The following is a 16,033-nucleotide window of genomic DNA, read 5'->3' as shown; positions in this document are numbered from 1 at the left end:
GTTGCTCTATTATAGAATATCAAAAACTTATTTTCCCATCTCTGTGATTACAATATTTCTTGGGCAATTTCCTTTTTAAAGCGGGATCGTAACCGAAATGGCGGTACCCTTGCCGTCTATACTTTTTAAAAATATTTCTCCGCCGTATTTTGATACTACATGCTTTACAATCGAAAGCCCCAATCCTGTTCCGCCAACCTTGCGGCTTCTGCCTTTGTCTACGCGGTAAAACCGTTCAAAAATGCGGGGCTGGTCTTCGTACCGTATTCCAATGCCTGTATCCGCTACAGAAAAACAAACCTTGCCCCCTTGTTTTTCAAGCTTTACGGTAACACTTCCCCCATCGTGGTTGTATTTTACCGCGTTATCCAACAGGTTCTGTACCAATGCCTCCATATCATCGGGCACTGCATGAATAACCACATCCTGCGCGTCGGCGGTAACCGTAACATTGCGCGCTGTTATTTGAGGCTGTATGTTTTCTATCACTTCTTCAATCACTTCTTTAAGGTCTACAGGCTCAAAACTCTGCTCGTTTTGTTCGCTGTTTTCGATACTCGCAAGTTTGAGAATATCTTCGATAAGCAGTGCCATACGCTGTGTTTCGTTTTTAATGCGCACCAGGTAATCCTGCACCTTGTCGGGGTCTTTCACCACACCTGCTGCAAGCAGCTCGGCAAAACCACCGATAGAAGTAATGGGGGTTTTCAGCTCGTGCGAGGCATTGGCAACAAACTCGCTACGCATCCTTTCTGCCTGCCGCTCCTGCGTCACATCGGTGATAAGGATGACTGCACCGTTCGCCTTGCCCTGTGCCATCCAATCGGAATGTATGGCTGTGACGTGAACCGAAAGCACCATGCCCGCAGTTTCGCTGCTGTTGAAATCGAACAGGGTAGACACCCCATTTTGCACCGCATTTTGTACTGCTTCAAACAACTTGGGCTTATTGGTAAGCATTAATAAATTTTTACCCTCTACGCTTTTGCTCTCGCCCAAAATTTTTTGCGCGGCTGTATTAATTTGCAGTACACGCATGTTGTTATCCACCAAGATAAGTCCATCTTCCATATTGTTAAGCAAATAATCTGTCTTTTCTTTTTGGTCAGCAAGCTCGCGCATCGTCTCGGAGATATGCTTGGTAAGTGAATTGATGGTGCTTGCAATCGGCTGCAGTTCATCAAATTCACTCGGCATTACTTTAATATCGTAATCCTCGCTGTCGAGGGTTTTTAAGCTGTCTGCCACATTTGCAAGGGGTTTTGTAATGCTCTTTGCCGTTGATGCCGCCAAAACCGGCGAGATAATGAGGGCAAGCACCAAACCAGCCAGCAGTGCGGGCAGCAAATCCACAAACGTTGCATTGATGGTATCTACCGGCGAGGCAATGCGGTAAATAATGTCGCCATCGCGCAGTGCCACATACAGCATGGGTTTGCCAAACGTTTCGGACGAACGCTTTTCATATCCTGTACCCGCGGCAATTGCCTGTTTGATTTCGGGACGGTCAGCGTGGTTCGGCATATCGGTATAATTAAAGTTGGAGTCGCCCAATACCTCGCCCGATTTATTGATGACGGTGATGCGGTATTCGAAAGAGAGCTTGGTATATGCCTTTGCAAAGGCATCATAATCTTTATTTGCAGTCTCGTCCTGCAACGAAATCGACATTAAGATGTCCTTCATGTTGCGCACAATCGCTTGCTCTTTGCTATATTGCAAAATCACCGCACTGGCAAGCCCCGATAGCAGCACCACCGCCACACATAAAAAAATGCAGCGGATTATAATGTACTTTTTCATGTTACACCTCTGTTATTCAGCACTGATTTTGAGGTATCAATTCCCAATAAATTTGTAGCCGATACCGCGCACCGTTTTAATAAAACGCGGGCTTTCGGCATTGTCGGCAAGTTTGGCACGTAGGGTTTTGATGTGCATATCCAGTGTACGGGTTTCACCTACATAATCGTAGCCCCAAATACTGTTGAGCAGTTCTTCACGTTCTACCACACGGTTGTTGTTTGTCATTAATATTTTAAGCAGGTCAAACTCTTTTAAGGTCAGCTCTACCGGTGCCCCGTCCAATGTTATCTCGCGGTTTTGTACATCCAGCGTAATATCTTTACCGCGCAGCACCTCTTGTTCAACCGCTGCCGAGGTTGGGCTTTCCAACCGCCGCAGCGCAGTGCGGATGCGTGCATTGAGCTCCAATACGCCGAATGGTTTGGTAATATAGTCTTCTGCACCCAAATCCAACCCGCGCACTTTATCCACCTCGCTCGACTTTGCCGTAAGCAAAAGCACCTGTACGGCAGCAGATGCGGGGTTCTTTTTGATTTTTTTCAGTGCTTCCAGTCCATCCATTCCCGGCAGCATAATATCCAGCAGGATGAGAGAGGGGACGGTTGTTTTCAGCCGTTCCAGCAAATCCTCGGCAGTTTCAAAGCACTCTACCGCATAGCCAAAGCTTTCAATCGTGCAACGCAGCAGTTCTCTGATATTGTCCTCATCCTCTGTAACAAAAATAAGATGATTCATAGAGGCACCTCCTCCTGTTGTATGTTTGTATCTATAGAGCCACAGCCGCAACGCGGCAGCGGTATTATTGCGCAATTGCATCAAGGTTATTATACCATATATTACATAATTTGAGTTTGTTTGTGCAGGCCTGTATCGTAAAAAACAACCCATTCGCAAATATTTACGGCATGGTCACCGATGCGCTCCAGATATTTAGCAATCATCATCAGGTCGATTGCTTGATTTGCCTTTTCGGCATCACTCTCGCCTGAAAGTGTTTTGATCAGCTCATCGCGCACCACATTAAACAGGTCATCCACTTCGTCATCACGCGCAATGGTTTCTTTCGCCTGTTCCAAATTGTTGTCGATAAACGATTTTACGCAGGCGCGCACCATTTGCGTGGCGATGTCTGCCATTTCGGGGATATGCTGTGCCATCGAAAGCGGCTTATTGCTGTCCAGCCGAATGGTGAGTTCGGCAATATCAGCCGCATGGTCGCCTATGCGCTCCATATCGGTAATCATTTTTAGTGCGGTAGAAATGGCGCGAAGGTCGCGCGCAACGGGCTGTTGGCGCATCAGCAGGCGCAGGCAGCGCGCTTCGATTTGTTTTTCCATATCATCTACCGTGCGGTCGGCAGAGATAATCTCATTGGCAATGTTTGTATCGGACGTTTCAAGCGCGCCGATGGATTTTGCAATGGCTTCTTCAATCATGCCGCCCATTTTGATGAGGTCGAGGTTGAGCTGTTCCAGCTCTGTTTCAAAGGTTGAACGTGCAGTCATTCTTATTCTCTCCTTACTAAAATACAGTCCTATTTATCCAAATCGTCCGGTGATGTAATCTTCGGTGCGTTTGTCTCTCGGCATTGAGAACATGCGCTCAGTATCGCTGAATTCAATCATTTCGCCTAACAGAAAAAACGCGGTTTTATCGGATATACGCGCCGCTTGCTGCATGTTGTGGGTAACAATTACAACGGTGTATTGCTCTTTGAGGTCACTCATCAAATCTTCAATTTTCATAGTAGAAATGGGGTCGAGTGCAGAGGTGGGTTCATCCATTAATATAACATCGGGCTGTACACTCAGCGCACGTGCAATGCACATTCTCTGCTGCTGCCCGCCCGAAAGGCCAAGTGCCGATTTTTTCAGCCGATCTTTTACCTCATCCCACAAAGCCGCACCGCGCAGGCTTTTTTCTACAAGGTCGTTGAGTTCGGCTTTGGAATGCGTACCGTGCAAGCGGGGGCCGTACGCAATATTGTCGTAGATGGTCATCGGAAACGGATTGGGCTTTTGGAACACCATCCCGATGCGTTTGCGCAGCCATGTCACATCTACCTCGGGGGCAAAAATATCTTGCCCGCGGTAAAGCACCTCTCCGGTAATTTTAACGCCTGCAACCAAGTCGTTCATCCGGTTGAGCGTTTTTAAAAAGGTTGATTTTCCGCAGCCGGAGGGCCCAATGAGAGCGGTGATTTCGTGCTCGGGTATTTCGAGGTTGATTTTTTTAAGCGCCTGAAAAGCGCCGTAAAACAGGTCAAGGTCTTTGGTGGTGATCATGTTTTCCATGTTATCTATCCCCTAATTTAGAACTTATTTTTCAACTTCTTGTTTACTGCTTTTGCGCCAAAGTTGATGATGAGCACCAAAATCATCAAGATTGCAGCAATGGCAAAGCCAACATTAAATTCGCCCCGCTCAAACACATACACATACAGCGCCACAGAAAGGGTACCACCGGAGCGCGTCATTGCGGCAAAAATGTTTTTGGCAACCACCGAGCCGATGCCTGCCGTAAACAGCAGCGCAGCCGATTCGCCCACAATGCGCCCGATGGCAAGAATGCACCCGGTTACAATCCCGTCGATGGTGCTTGGCAAAATAATGGTTCGTATCATATACCATTTGGTGGCACCAAGCCCCAACGCACCTTCGCGGTAAGAGACAGGCACCGTTTTAAGGCTCTCTTGCGTGGTGCGTACAATGGTGGGCAAAATCATAATCACCAGTGTAAGTGCACCTGCAATCAGCGAGGTTTGCAAATTACAAAACTGCACGAAAAACAGCATCCCCACCAAACCAAAGATAATAGACGGGATACCGGTGAGTGTTTCGGTTGTAAACTCAATCAGCCAAACCAATTTTTTGTTGGTTGCGTATTCGGTAAGGTAAATTGCCGCACCAATGCCAAGCGGCAAAACGATGACAAGGCTGATTAAAATAATATACAATGTGTTTAAAATGTTAGGCAATATACCAATAGTACCCTTTAAAGCACTGGGCGAGGTAGAAAGCAGCGGCCAAGTGATGTTGCCCAACCCGCGGTAAAAGATGTAGCCAATCAGCCCCACCAGTAACGCAAATGTGATGAACGCCGCAAGGTACAATAAGCCTTTGATGACGGTGTCGTAGCTTTTGCGTTTTTTTGAAAGACGAAAAGCGTTTGCAGTTTGGCTTTTGCCGTGGTTATGATTCACCATCATTTTTCACCTCCGCCACCCTTTTTTAAAATTAAGTTGAGCGTCACGTTAATAATCATAATAAAAATAAATAGGATGAGCGCAATGCTGAACAATGCCTGTTTTTGCAAGCCCGATGCATATGCCATCTCTTTGGATACCGCGGTGGTAAGAAATGTGACCGACCCAAACAGTTTTGGCATATTTGCCACATTACCGGCAACCATAATCACTGCCATTGCCTCGCCTACGGCACGCCCAATACCCAGAACAATGCCGGCTGCTATACCGCTGCGCGCCGCAGGTATGCTTACTTTAAAGATGGTTTCTATTTTGGTTGCACCCAGTGCAAGAGATGCCTCTTCGTACTCGGGCGGCACTGCATTAAGCGCAGTTTCAGACACACTGATGATGGAGGGCAGAATCATAATTGCCAGTACCAAAATAGCAGCAAACAGCGAAGAACCGTTTGCCAGTTTGAATGCTTTTGCAATGGCAGGCACCAAAATAATCATACCCACCAAACCGTATACTACAGACGGGATCCCCGCCAGCAGCTCCACCGCCGGGCGCACAGTATTTGCCAGTTTGGGCGGCGCAACTTTTGAGAGAAACACCGCAGTAAGTAACCCCACAGGCACCCCAATCAGGATAGCACCCGCAGTACCGTATGCTGATGTAAGTATAAACGGCAGGATACCAAATTTGGGCTCGGTTGCAGTGCTTTGCCATACCTTACCGAATAAAAAATTGGTCAGCCCAATCTCTTTGATGGCAGGCAGCCCTGATAAAACCATATAAACACTTATCAGCATGACCGATGCAATGGCAACCATACCGCAGAAAAAAAAGACGGTATTCATAATTTTTTCTGTTATTTTTTTCAGCTTCATTGAAAGTTCTCCTATGCAGGTGCGCTGTGCGCGCCTTGATTTATAAAAACTTTACCTAAATAGCTTTTGATGCAAACACCCCCAAATGCCGTTTGCAGATGGAGGTGTTTTGAGGAGATGTTGTTGAACGAATATCTTAAAAGAGGAGTATGAAATTTTAGTTGCGTGTTATTTTACAGCCGGTACCGCGCCTGCATTTACAATGATTTCGGCATTGTCTTTGCTCAGAGCAAAGTCGATGAATGCCTGCACTTCGGGGCGGAGAGTTTCGCCTTGTTTTGTAATCATTAAGAACGGTCTTTGCACTTTGTAGGTGCCGTCTTGCACCGTTGCTTCGGTTGCCTCTACGCCTTCTACCGTAATTGCTTTTACCGTTTCTTTTACCGCAGAGAGCGATGCATAACCGATTGCATTTGCATTTGCTTCTACCGCAGCAATAATCGCGCCTGTTGCGGTAAGTTCTTGTGCGTATTTTGCTTTATCTTTAATATCGGTAATGCTCTCAAAGCCATCTCTTGTGCCCGAACCTGCCTCGCGGCCAATCATAACAACAGGGCCATCGCTTCCTCCCACATCTTTCCAGTTGGTAATCTCACCGGTAGCAAGTTTTGCAATTTGCTCCACCGAAAGGTCTTTTACAGGGTTTGCTTTGTTTACAATAATTGCAATTCCATCAAGAGCCACAACCGTGCCGGTAAGGCCCGTCTCGGTATCTTTTAGCGCACGGCTCGAAAGCCCGATGTCTGTTGTGCCTTCTGCTGCTGCGGTAATACCTGCGCCCGAACCTGTGGGGTCGTAAGTAACATCAACGCCGCCGTTTTGCTGCATAAATGCCTCTGCCAGTGCACCCACTACCTTTTCCATAGAAGTGGAGCCGTTGGTAGAAACTTTACCCGAAAGCTCGGTAGCAGGAGTTGTACCGCCTGAGGATACGGTATCGGAAGGCTTATCGGATGCTGAAGTGTTGGATGTACCACAGGCTGAAACAGAAACTGCCATGGTAAGGCTTAGTAAAATTGCTAATATTTTCTTCATTTCGCGTTCTCCTTTTAAATGATCCCAAATCATATTCTTGTTATTTCTTTATTTCGCAAGCTTATTGTACCTTTTTAAAAAAATTTGCAATATCATAACACGGTAAAGCTTGTGTAAAGAATGTGTAAAACAGGCGAATCAAACTTTGTAATAAAATTGTTCCCACGATCGGCTGTATAAATACCAATTTATTTGCTCAAAATAAGTTCAAGCAATACAAACTTTAACTTCTTTCGGAGGTGTTTTTCAGAATATGAAATCGAACAAAGGCAGACTAGCAAATTTTTTGAATGGTAAAGGTTTCTATGCGGCACTGGCACTTTGCCTGGTAGGTGCAGGAACCGCTGCTTGGGTTGTTGTGGATAAGACTCTCGGCTCAATAACAGGTACCCCGTCATCTTCATCATCCCAAAGCAGTATCGTAAGCGAGGAATCCAGTTGGGGTTTCCCCGAGCTGGAGGAGGCGGGAACACCGAAGCCAAACGTAGAAGTATCATCCGGCTCCTCCTCATCGGAACAAACTGCTTCCTCATCATCCGAGGCGCAGCCCGCTGCTGGCGAGGTATACGAACAGCAAATGCTTTCGCTCGAACAGCAGACTTCAGCATTCGCGCTGCCCATAAAATCGGCAGAAGTGTTTAACCAATACAGCAATGGTGAATTGGTTAAAAACACAACGCTGGACAAATGGTGTACCCATGACGGCATCGACATGAAAGCTGCCAAGGGCACCGATGTGCTTTGTGTTGCAGACGGTAAAGTAAGCCGTGTTTACGACAATGGCATTTGGGGCAAAACCGTAGAGGTAAGCCACGAGAATAAGCTTGTCAGCATTTACAGCGGCCTTGCCAAAGACGTAGCTGTAAAAGAGGGCGATGCCATAACCATTGCTCAGCCAATTGGCAAGGTGGGCGACACCAACCTTGCGGAAGCAAAATTGGAAAGCCACCTGCATTTTGCTATGAAGCAAGACGGCAAATTTGTTGACCCGCTGAAAACCATGGGTAAACTAAAATAACAGTGCCCTCAGCCGACTATGTAATATTGTCGGGCGGCTCAGGGGCAACCAGGCTTTTTGCCTGTTAAAAAGTTGGCGCATAGTCCCGTCGGCACTCTTGTTCGATGCGTTATCTTCAAATGCCTGACATGACTATTCGCCAAAGAACGGTTAAAGCTGCGCTTTAACCGTTCTTTTTTTGTTTTGCATATTTATTTTTTGTGGCCATGCCGCCACGAATATGCCGTTCCTGCTTATTAATTTCCAGCACATGCTTTACTTTGCTATACAATTCCGGGTTTAATTTTTGAAGTCTTTCAGACACGTCCTTGTGCACCGTACTTTTACTGATTCGAAATTCCTTTGCGGTGCTGCGCACTGTTGCGCCATGCTCGATGATATAGGTACCGAGCGCAATTGCTCGTTCCTCCGGCAATCCTTTCAAAGCGTGTTCCTCCCCGCGTTACATGTTTATCTCATTTATATGCGGGGGGAACTGTCACTATGTTTCTTGCAGAGCTTTTGGACGAAGTTTTGTATAATTTAAGCAAAATACCCCCTCGGCCAATGAAAAACATCGGCTTTGGGGGTATTTTCAACCTGTTCGGTGTCTGTTTATTTTACTTTGTTAAAACGAACTTCGCAGATATCATCGCCTTTTGCGATGGTTTTGCCCAGATGGAACTCAAATGCATCAAATGTGCTTGCAATACCGCGGTCGCCGTCCATAGCAATGTCGCACATCATAGCAATTTTCTCTTCGTCATCGGTGAGTTTTTTCCAAGCAGATACCAGTGGGCAGTAGTGGAAATCAATTTTAAGCTGCTCATCGGTGCAATCAACATCCATCTCAAAAATGTTTTTTACATTTTCGCTGATGAACTCAGGGCCAAATACTTTCAAATCATCGGTTTTTGTGTATTTGTTGTTGCCGTGGAAGCATCCGCAGCCTTTGATTGCGTCTCTTGCAAAGTCGTAGTCCAAACCGCGTTTCATAGCTTCTTCTACCAAAAAGTAGAACCATGTAGCTCTGTGCTCAATCGCGTCTCTCAAATCCTGAATATGCTGACCTCTGTCAGATGCAACGTTTTTAATCATAATCATGTACTCCTTTTACAAATTATATGTTTTTATTTTGCGGTAGAGGGTGGCACGGCTGATACCCAGCATGCGTGCAACCTCATCTTTATTTTTATTTGACAGCAGCAAGGAAGCGATCTGCTCTCTCTCCATGTCCTGGATTGTAGGTATGCTGCCTTGAGCTGTCAAATTAATCTGGGCTAAATCATGGCATGTAACTGTTCGCTGTGCCGTTCGCACAAGATAATCCAGAGTTTCCTCCAGCTCCCTGCGGTTGCCGGGCCAATGGTAATCTTGCAATATCTGCATGGCAGCGGCATCAAACTTTAAGTCGGGTTTGTTATATTTATCTTTATAAAAGCGTATTGCGCCAGAAATCAATTCTGCAATATATTCTTTGTCTTCACGCAAGGGCGGTATTTTAATGATATTTTCTGAAATGCGGTAGTAAAGCTCATCATCAAAGTGCCCTTCGCGAACCAACTGCTCCAAATCTTTGCTGGACGAGGCGATAAACCGTACATCAATCTGTACATCACGCAGCCCTGCTTGACGAATCATTTTCGTTTTCAAAAAGTCGGCAAGCTTTTTTTGCAGAAAATAAGGCAAACGATCAATCTCGCTGATATAGATGGTGCCTTTGTGCGCAAGCTGAAGTTTGCCCAGCCCCGAAAATTCACGGTTAAATTGGTCGGTACCAAACATCGCTGTTTCCAGCAGATCGCGGTAGCTGCCGTCACAGCAAACACTGATGAAGCTGTTGCTTGAGCGGTTAGAGAAGCTGTGGATGGCTTCTGCAAGGATTTTTTTGCCGGTACCCTGTTCGCCGTAGATGAGCACTGCCTTGTTTGTGATGGAAAGACGTTTTGCTTTTTCTACAATATGCGGTGCCATCAGCCCATTTTCTACCCATGCAAAAGTGGTTTGTGTATTGTTGTACCCAATATCCGCCAGTTCTGCATTGACATGCCCTATGGATTTGAAGGTAAACAGCATACCGGTTCGGCTTTCGTTGATGTTGATATTCCGGCAAGAAACATACCCGTAAAAGGTATTTTCGTTCTGTTCAAAATACATCAGGCGCCCCGAAAATTCGTTGTAATTCGACATAAATTCGCTAATATAACGGTGCGGAATTACATCCTTGATGAATTTGCCTACGCAGCTTTCTTTGATACCGAAGTACTGTTCAAAGCGTTTGTTGTAGTAAGTGATGTAACCGATGTCATCCATCGACACCATTGCGTCGTCAATCGAATCCATAATCACTTCGCGTTCGCGCTTGATTACGTTTAGGTTGTTGTAATCGTCGCTGTTTTGCAGCTTGCTCGAAAGCAAATCCGCCATGCGCTCCAAAAACTCAACGGAATTACGAACATCCTTAAAAATCTGCGGTATTTTCGATTTGGGCAGAACCAAAGCAATTGCACCAACCACCGTATTATTATAAAAAATGGGGACACCGATAAATCCGCTCATTTCGCACTCGTTGTAATCGGGGCAGTCTTTGCAGGCATTATGGTTTGCGCGGTCATCTACCGCAACCACTTCGCCTGTAGTAATCACTTGCCCGATAACAGAGATACGACGAATCAGGGTAAATTTATCAAAATAGCGGTAAGTATTGCCGACAGTTTTTAAGTTGCTGTCTACAATCAATACGTCTACATCCAATACTTTAGAGATCACGTCCGCAAATTTTGTAACAACGTCCTTCATTTCAGCTAATAACATTCGGGGTAGCCTCCTGTTCTGACTGCTCTTTCAAAAACAATTACAGCTTGGATGCAATATAATCCATCAGAATTTCTACCTGATAGGACATGGTAACTGCTCCGGGGTCAAGGTGCCCCACGCCTTTGTTTGCCTGGTAGCAAGCTCTGCCGCGTACTGCTTCCATATCGGCGGTGCTTTGTGCGCCGTCAAGAGCAGCTTTTTTTACCAAAGCAACGGTCTCTTTTTCAGAAAGGCCTTTTGCAATGCAATCTTTATAACATTCCACAGCGGGGTGCAGGGTGTCAATCATAGTTTTAAAGCCGGGTTTTGCGTTACCTCTGTTCATAACGCCGTTGAGCATCGCTTCCAAAACATTGCACATATCCTGGTTTTCAATCACTTCTTTGCCTTTGAGGGTTTTAGCAGCTTCCATATAAGCACTGCCGTACAAAACGCCGCCGCTGCCGCCGATAACCGACATCATAATCATACCGATTTTTTTGAAGCAGTCGAACAAATTCAAAGTCTCCAGGTCGGGGATTGCCTCTACCAAGCTTTCGAAGCCCATGTTGATGTTGGACCAGTGGTCTCCGTCACCGGTTGCAGAGTCGAGCGCGGTTACATATTCGCCGTTTTCGTGAATTTTAGCATATGCCAATTTGATATATTCGGTATAGTCTTTACTGGTTAATTGAAATCCCATATTCGAAATCCTCCTAGAAAATTTTCAGTGCAGGGGTGTTGCAGGGTGCATCCAGCAATTCTTTCAGCTCATCATCCAGCTTCATCAATGTCAGCGAGCAGCCGGACATCTCAAGTGCTGTCATGTAGTTGCCCACAAATGTTCTGTGAATTTTGATGCCTTTTTCTGTGAGAATTTTCTCTACTTCGTTGTTGAGGATGTAAAGCTCCATCAGAGGGGTTGCACCCAAACCGTTGACCAGCAGTGCAACTTCAGAGTTGCTGTAGTCGTAATCGGCAAGAATTTTGTCGAGCAAAATCTGTGCAACCTCGGCTGCTGTTTTAACGGTAGTTCTTTCAACGCCGGGTTCGCCATGGATACCCATGCCGATTTCTACCTCGTCATCGCCGAGGACAAAGCCCGGTTTGCCTACTGCAGGCAGGGTGCAAGAGGTCATCGCCATACCCATGCTGCGGATGTTTGCAATGGCTTTTTCGGCTGCTGCTTTTACTTCATCAAGGTTTGCACCGGTTTCTGCTTTTGCGCCTGCAATTTTATGAACAAACACGGTACCTGCAATGCCGCGGCGGCCGGTGGAGTAGGTGCTGTCAGGTACTGCAACGTCGTCTTTTACTACAACGCTTTCCACACGGATATCGTCCATTTCAGCCATATCTTTTGCCATGCCAAAGTTCATGATATCGCCCGAGTAGTTTTTAATGACCAGCAAAACGCCTTCGCCGCTATTTGCTTCTTCAATGCCTTTAATAATACGGTCGGGGCTGGGGGAAGAGAACACGTTGCCCGCAACTGCCGCATCCAGCATACCGGTACCGACATAACCTGCATGTGCAGGCTCGTGGCCCGAGCCGCCGCCGGAAACTACGCCGACTTTCTTTTTGGTTTTGTCTTTTCTGGAGATAACCTCCAGTTTTTCGGTGTATTTCAGCTCAGGATGAGCTTTTGCCATACCAACAAGCAGTTCAGAAACCACATGGTTGGGGTGGTTGATAATCTTTTTCATAATTTGACCTCCATCTGTATTTCGTATGTCAAACGTAAAAATAAAGCGAGTTACTACATCTGGCCAAGGTAAGCTTTTTTTACTCTCGGGTCGTTCGCTAAGTCGCATGCTTTACCGAACATCGAAATGCGTCCGGTTTCAAGTACATAAGCTCTGTGCGAAATAGAAAGCGCCATGTTTGCATTCTGCTCAATCAGAAGAATGGTGGTGCCATGTTTTTTATTGATGGATTCGATTAGCTCGAATATCATCAGCACCAGATTGGGTGCAAGGCCCAGTGAAGGCTCGTCCAGCAGCAGCAGTTCGGGCTCACACATCAGCGCACGTCCGATTGCCAGCATTTGCTGTTCACCGCCCGACAGGGTACCTGCCGACTGGTTGATTCTTTCTCTCAAACGGGGGAACAAATCGTAAACACGCTCGAATGATTCTTTGATTTTCGCCTTATCTGTTTTAATATAAGCACCCAAGCGCAGGTTTTCTTGCACCGACAGTGCAGGGAACACCTCGCGTCCCTCGGGAGACAAGCTGATGCCCAGTTTTACAAGGTTGTGTGCAGGCACGTTGGTAATATCCTGCCCTTTGAAGATAACCGAACCCGAACGTGCGGGAATGAGGCCTGCAATAGAGCCCAGAGTTGTAGTTTTGCCTGCACCGTTGCTGCCGATGAGCGATACGATTTCGCCCTGCTCAATCTCCATGTTGATGCCCTTCAGTGCGTGAATATTGCCGTAGTAGGTATTTAAATCTTTAATACTAAGCATCTTTTTTCACACCTCCAAGGTAAGCCTGGATAACATTCTGGTTGTTGGCAATCTCAGCGGGCAGACCTTGCGCAATCTTTTTGCCATGGTCGATAACATAAATACGGTCAGAAATATTCATAACCACACTCATATCGTGCTCGATGAGAATGATGGTATAGCCTTTGTCGCGCAGTTCGCGGATGAAGCGAAGCAGCTCTTCCGATTCCTGCGGGTTCATACCTGCAGCAGGCTCGTCCAGCAAAATAATTTTTGCATCGGTAGCAATTGCACGGGCAATCTCAAGCTTTCTCTGCTCGCCGTAGGGCAGGTTCTGCGCATAGTCGTGCATCTTGCTCTCTAACCCGATGGAGCGCAGAATTTCTACAGCGCGCAGTGTTTTTTCTGCCTCTTCTTCTTGAAAGCGTTTTGTGCGGAAGAATGCGTCGAAGAAGTTGTATTTGGTGCGGATATGTGTACCTACGAGAACGTTCTCGATCACACGCAGGTTGGGGAACAGGCGGATGTTCTGGAATGTTCTGGAGATGCCTGCCTCTACAATTTCCTGCGGGGTTTTGTTGTGGATTGGTTTGCCGTCAAAGATTATCTCACCTTTATCGATTTGATATACGCCGGTGAGCATATTAAAAACTGTGGTTTTGCCTGCGCCGTTCGGGCCGATGACACTGATGATCTCGCCCTTGTTTACCTCGAAGCTGACGGAATCAACGGCGAGGAGTCCACCAAACTGTTTGGTTATACCATTCACCTGTAAATATGCCATTTCGTTTTGGTCGCTGTCAGATGCAAATGACTGACAGCTTCTCCTTTCTATCATTTTCCGTTGATTTATGCTTTTGCTTCTGTTTTGTCCATTGCCTTGCGGGCAAGCTTGGGGAATTTATAAGGCATCTGCGATTTCCAGCCGAGCACACCCTGCGGACGGAATCTCATCATCAAAATCAAGATGAGACCGTATACCACGAAACGGTAATCCATTAAGAAACGTGATACTTCTGGGAACGAAATAAGAATTGCAGAGCCCAAGAACATACCGCGGATGGTACCCATACCGCCGAGAATTACAATGCTTATAATTAGGGTAGAGGTATCAAAGGTAAACGAGTTCGGGTCGATAAAGCTGATCATCGAAGCGTAAAACGCACCTGCAATACCGGTGATGAATGCAGAAATAACAAATGCCAGAACTTTGTAACGGGTAGTTTTAATGCCCATCATCGTTGCGGCAAGCTCGTCCTCTTTAATCGAGAGAAACGCTCTGCCGATTTTAGAACGGATGATAACAATACAACTCACGGTAACCAGTGCCACAAGTGCAAGCATCATGTAGTAGATACCATTGTTGGAAAGGGTAAGTTCAAAGCCGAACAGCGAGGGGCGGGGGATATTTTTAAGGCCCAGCGTACCGTTTGTAACCTTATCCCAGTTCATCAATACCATTTTAACAATTTCGCCGAAGCCAAGCGTTACAATAGAAAGATACGTGCCTTTGAGGCGCAGGGTAGGCAAGCCAAGCAGCAAACCGCAAATTGCGGCAAGCGAAGCACCCAGCAACGCCGCAATGATAAAGTTAAAACCGAATTTAAGCGACAGCAATGCAGAGCAATAAGCACCGATTGCATAGAACCCGGCGTGGCCGAGTGACACCTGGCCGGTATAACCGGTAAGTATGTTCAGCCCCATACCCAGCATAGAGTAAATGCCAATCATAATAAGAATACGCATAATGTACTGGCTCAGGCCCAGCAAAGGCAGGGCAATCAGCACAACTGCCGAAACAATACCGATGGGGAGCTTATATTTCTCAATAAACTTTTCCATCTCAAAAATAGCGCTTTTTTTATTGGTTGTTGTATTAGTTGTATTTATTTTGCTCATATTCTACACCTTCGTAATACCTTTCTTACCGAACAGCCCGGTAGGCTTCACGATCAGTACAATGATGAGGATGATAAATGCCAAAGAATCGCGGTAGGTGGAGCCGAGGAATGTAGCCGCAAAGCTTTCGGAAACACCAACTACCAGTCCGCCGACGACCGATCCGTACAAAACACCGATGCCGCCGAGTACTGCCGCAGCAAACGCTTTTAATCCTACCATAAAGCCCATTGTAGGGTAGATAATCTGGTAGTAGCCGCTGATGAGTGCGCCTGCAATTGCTGCAGAAGCACCGCCGAGGAAGAATGTAAACGAAATAACAAAGTTTACATTAATGCCCATCAGGCTGGCAGCTTTTGCATTCTGCTCGGTTGCACGCATTGCAAGACCGATTTTGGTTTTGTTGATGATAACCGTAAGGAACACCAACAGGATGAGCGAAACCAGGCACATAATAATCTGTGTTGAATTAATTTGTACACTGCCCAAACTAATCATACCGAAGTCAAAAAATGCGGGGAATGCTTTCTTTTCACTGCCGAAGAAGATCATCAGCAGGTTTTGAATAATATTTGATACACCAATGGTGGTAATCAGCGATGCAATAGGAATAGAATTTTTCTTTCTGAGGGGCTCCAATGCGGTTTTGTCAATAACTACACCAAGCAAGCCGGTAAACAAAATACTCAGCGCGATTGCCGGAAGAATACCAAAGTTCATCCCAACAAACAAAAGAGCCATATGTGCACCAAAGGCGTAGATGGAACCATGCGAGAAATTAATCAGTCTGAGGATACCAAACACCAGAGAATAGCCAACCGCAATAAGCGCGTACGCCATACCCAGTGCCAAACCGTTAAATAATTGTTGTATAATCATTTCTGCCACGGTTGGCGGGGAAAGATCCCGACAACATTACTCCTTCCCTTTACTTTCAACTGCGCATCTATGTAACTGCGCATTTTCTGTTTCAA

Annotated in this window: 17 protein-coding genes; 1 reads left to right on the top strand and 16 read right to left on the bottom strand. The window is 46.2% G+C overall.

The annotated features are described in order from the left end of the window. Positions 1–75: 75 nt before the first annotated feature. From EDD70_RS10760 to EDD70_RS10730, 7 genes are all read right to left on the bottom strand, one after another. Positions 76–1,803, bottom strand: coding sequence for a sensor histidine kinase (locus tag EDD70_RS10760; RefSeq protein WP_092755087.1), 1,728 nt, complete (start codon positions 1,801–1,803; stop codon positions 76–78). A 36-nt stretch (positions 1,804–1,839) separates the two neighbouring features. After that, positions 1,840–2,541, bottom strand: a complete 702-nt coding sequence (locus EDD70_RS10755; RefSeq protein ID WP_092755084.1) for a response regulator transcription factor — start codon at positions 2,539–2,541, stop codon at positions 1,840–1,842. 101 nt (positions 2,542–2,642) lie between these two features. Then, complete coding sequence (phoU, locus tag EDD70_RS10750) at positions 2,643–3,311, bottom strand: phosphate signaling complex protein PhoU (protein WP_092755081.1); 669 nt, start codon at positions 3,309–3,311, stop codon at positions 2,643–2,645. Positions 3,312–3,344: 33 nt separating this feature from the next. After that, positions 3,345–4,100, bottom strand: coding sequence for a phosphate ABC transporter ATP-binding protein PstB (gene pstB / locus EDD70_RS10745; RefSeq protein WP_092755078.1), 756 nt, complete (start codon positions 4,098–4,100; stop codon positions 3,345–3,347). A gap of 17 nt (positions 4,101–4,117) precedes the next feature. Further along, positions 4,118–5,014 carry a phosphate ABC transporter permease PstA gene (pstA, locus tag EDD70_RS10740; RefSeq protein ID WP_423230127.1) on the bottom strand — a complete coding sequence of 299 codons (897 nt, stop codon included), beginning with the start codon at positions 5,012–5,014 and terminating at the stop codon, positions 4,118–4,120. Continuing rightward, the gene (gene pstC / locus EDD70_RS10735; RefSeq protein WP_092755075.1) at positions 5,011–5,883 is read right to left on the bottom strand and encodes a phosphate ABC transporter permease subunit PstC; all 873 of its coding nucleotides are present in this window, start codon (positions 5,881–5,883) and stop codon (positions 5,011–5,013) included. The genes pstA and pstC overlap by 4 nt, the downstream gene beginning before the upstream one ends. A gap of 168 nt (positions 5,884–6,051) precedes the next feature. Then, a complete protein-coding gene (locus EDD70_RS10730) occupies positions 6,052–6,918 on the bottom strand; it encodes a phosphate ABC transporter substrate-binding protein (RefSeq protein ID WP_092755073.1) in 867 nt (288 codons plus the stop codon). 253 nt (positions 6,919–7,171) lie between these two features. On the opposite strand from EDD70_RS10730, the gene EDD70_RS10725 reads away from it, so the two are divergent. Further along, on the top strand, positions 7,172–7,936 hold the full coding sequence (locus EDD70_RS10725; protein ID WP_092755070.1) for a M23 family metallopeptidase: 765 nt from the start codon (positions 7,172–7,174) through the stop codon (positions 7,934–7,936). Positions 7,937–8,099: 163 nt separating this feature from the next. On the opposite strand, the gene spoIIID is transcribed toward EDD70_RS10725, so the two are convergent. The 9 genes from spoIIID to EDD70_RS10680 all read right to left on the bottom strand — a co-directional run bounded on the left by spoIIID (position 8,100) and on the right by EDD70_RS10680 (position 15,938). Further along, the gene (gene spoIIID, locus EDD70_RS10720) at positions 8,100–8,360 is read right to left on the bottom strand and encodes a sporulation transcriptional regulator SpoIIID (RefSeq protein ID WP_092755067.1); all 261 of its coding nucleotides are present in this window, start codon (positions 8,358–8,360) and stop codon (positions 8,100–8,102) included. A gap of 170 nt (positions 8,361–8,530) precedes the next feature. Then, positions 8,531–9,013: an L-2-amino-thiazoline-4-carboxylic acid hydrolase gene (locus EDD70_RS10715; protein WP_092755064.1), complete on the bottom strand. Its 483-nt coding sequence runs from the start codon at positions 9,011–9,013 to the stop codon at positions 8,531–8,533. 15 nt (positions 9,014–9,028) lie between these two features. Then, entirely contained in the window at positions 9,029–10,729 is a 1,701-nt protein-coding gene (locus EDD70_RS10710) for a sigma 54-interacting transcriptional regulator (protein ID WP_092755061.1), read from the bottom strand. A 40-nt stretch (positions 10,730–10,769) separates the two neighbouring features. After that, entirely contained in the window at positions 10,770–11,414 is a 645-nt protein-coding gene (gene dhaL / locus EDD70_RS10705) for a dihydroxyacetone kinase subunit DhaL (protein ID WP_092755058.1), read from the bottom strand. Positions 11,415–11,427: 13 nt separating this feature from the next. Next, complete coding sequence (dhaK, locus tag EDD70_RS10700; protein WP_092755055.1) at positions 11,428–12,417, bottom strand: dihydroxyacetone kinase subunit DhaK; 990 nt, start codon at positions 12,415–12,417, stop codon at positions 11,428–11,430. 53 nt (positions 12,418–12,470) lie between these two features. Then, positions 12,471–13,181, bottom strand: a complete 711-nt coding sequence (locus EDD70_RS10695; protein ID WP_092755052.1) for an ABC transporter ATP-binding protein — start codon at positions 13,179–13,181, stop codon at positions 12,471–12,473. Continuing rightward, complete coding sequence (locus EDD70_RS10690) at positions 13,174–13,944, bottom strand: ABC transporter ATP-binding protein (protein WP_092755049.1); 771 nt, start codon at positions 13,942–13,944, stop codon at positions 13,174–13,176. The genes EDD70_RS10695 and EDD70_RS10690 overlap by 8 nt, the downstream gene beginning before the upstream one ends. 65 nt (positions 13,945–14,009) lie before the next feature. Then, a complete protein-coding gene (locus EDD70_RS10685; RefSeq protein WP_092755046.1) occupies positions 14,010–15,059 on the bottom strand; it encodes a branched-chain amino acid ABC transporter permease in 1,050 nt (349 codons plus the stop codon). 3 nt (positions 15,060–15,062) lie between these two features. After that, entirely contained in the window at positions 15,063–15,938 is an 876-nt protein-coding gene (locus tag EDD70_RS10680; protein ID WP_092755747.1) for a branched-chain amino acid ABC transporter permease, read from the bottom strand. Positions 15,939–16,033 lie beyond the last annotated feature (95 nt).

The sequence above is a fragment of the Hydrogenoanaerobacterium saccharovorans genome, assembly GCF_003814745.1.
Taxonomy (GTDB): Bacteria; Bacillota; Clostridia; order Oscillospirales; family Ruminococcaceae; genus Hydrogenoanaerobacterium; species Hydrogenoanaerobacterium saccharovorans.
The sequence above is the reverse complement of the archived record's forward strand: the minus strand, read 5'-3'. Positions and strand labels throughout refer to the sequence as shown.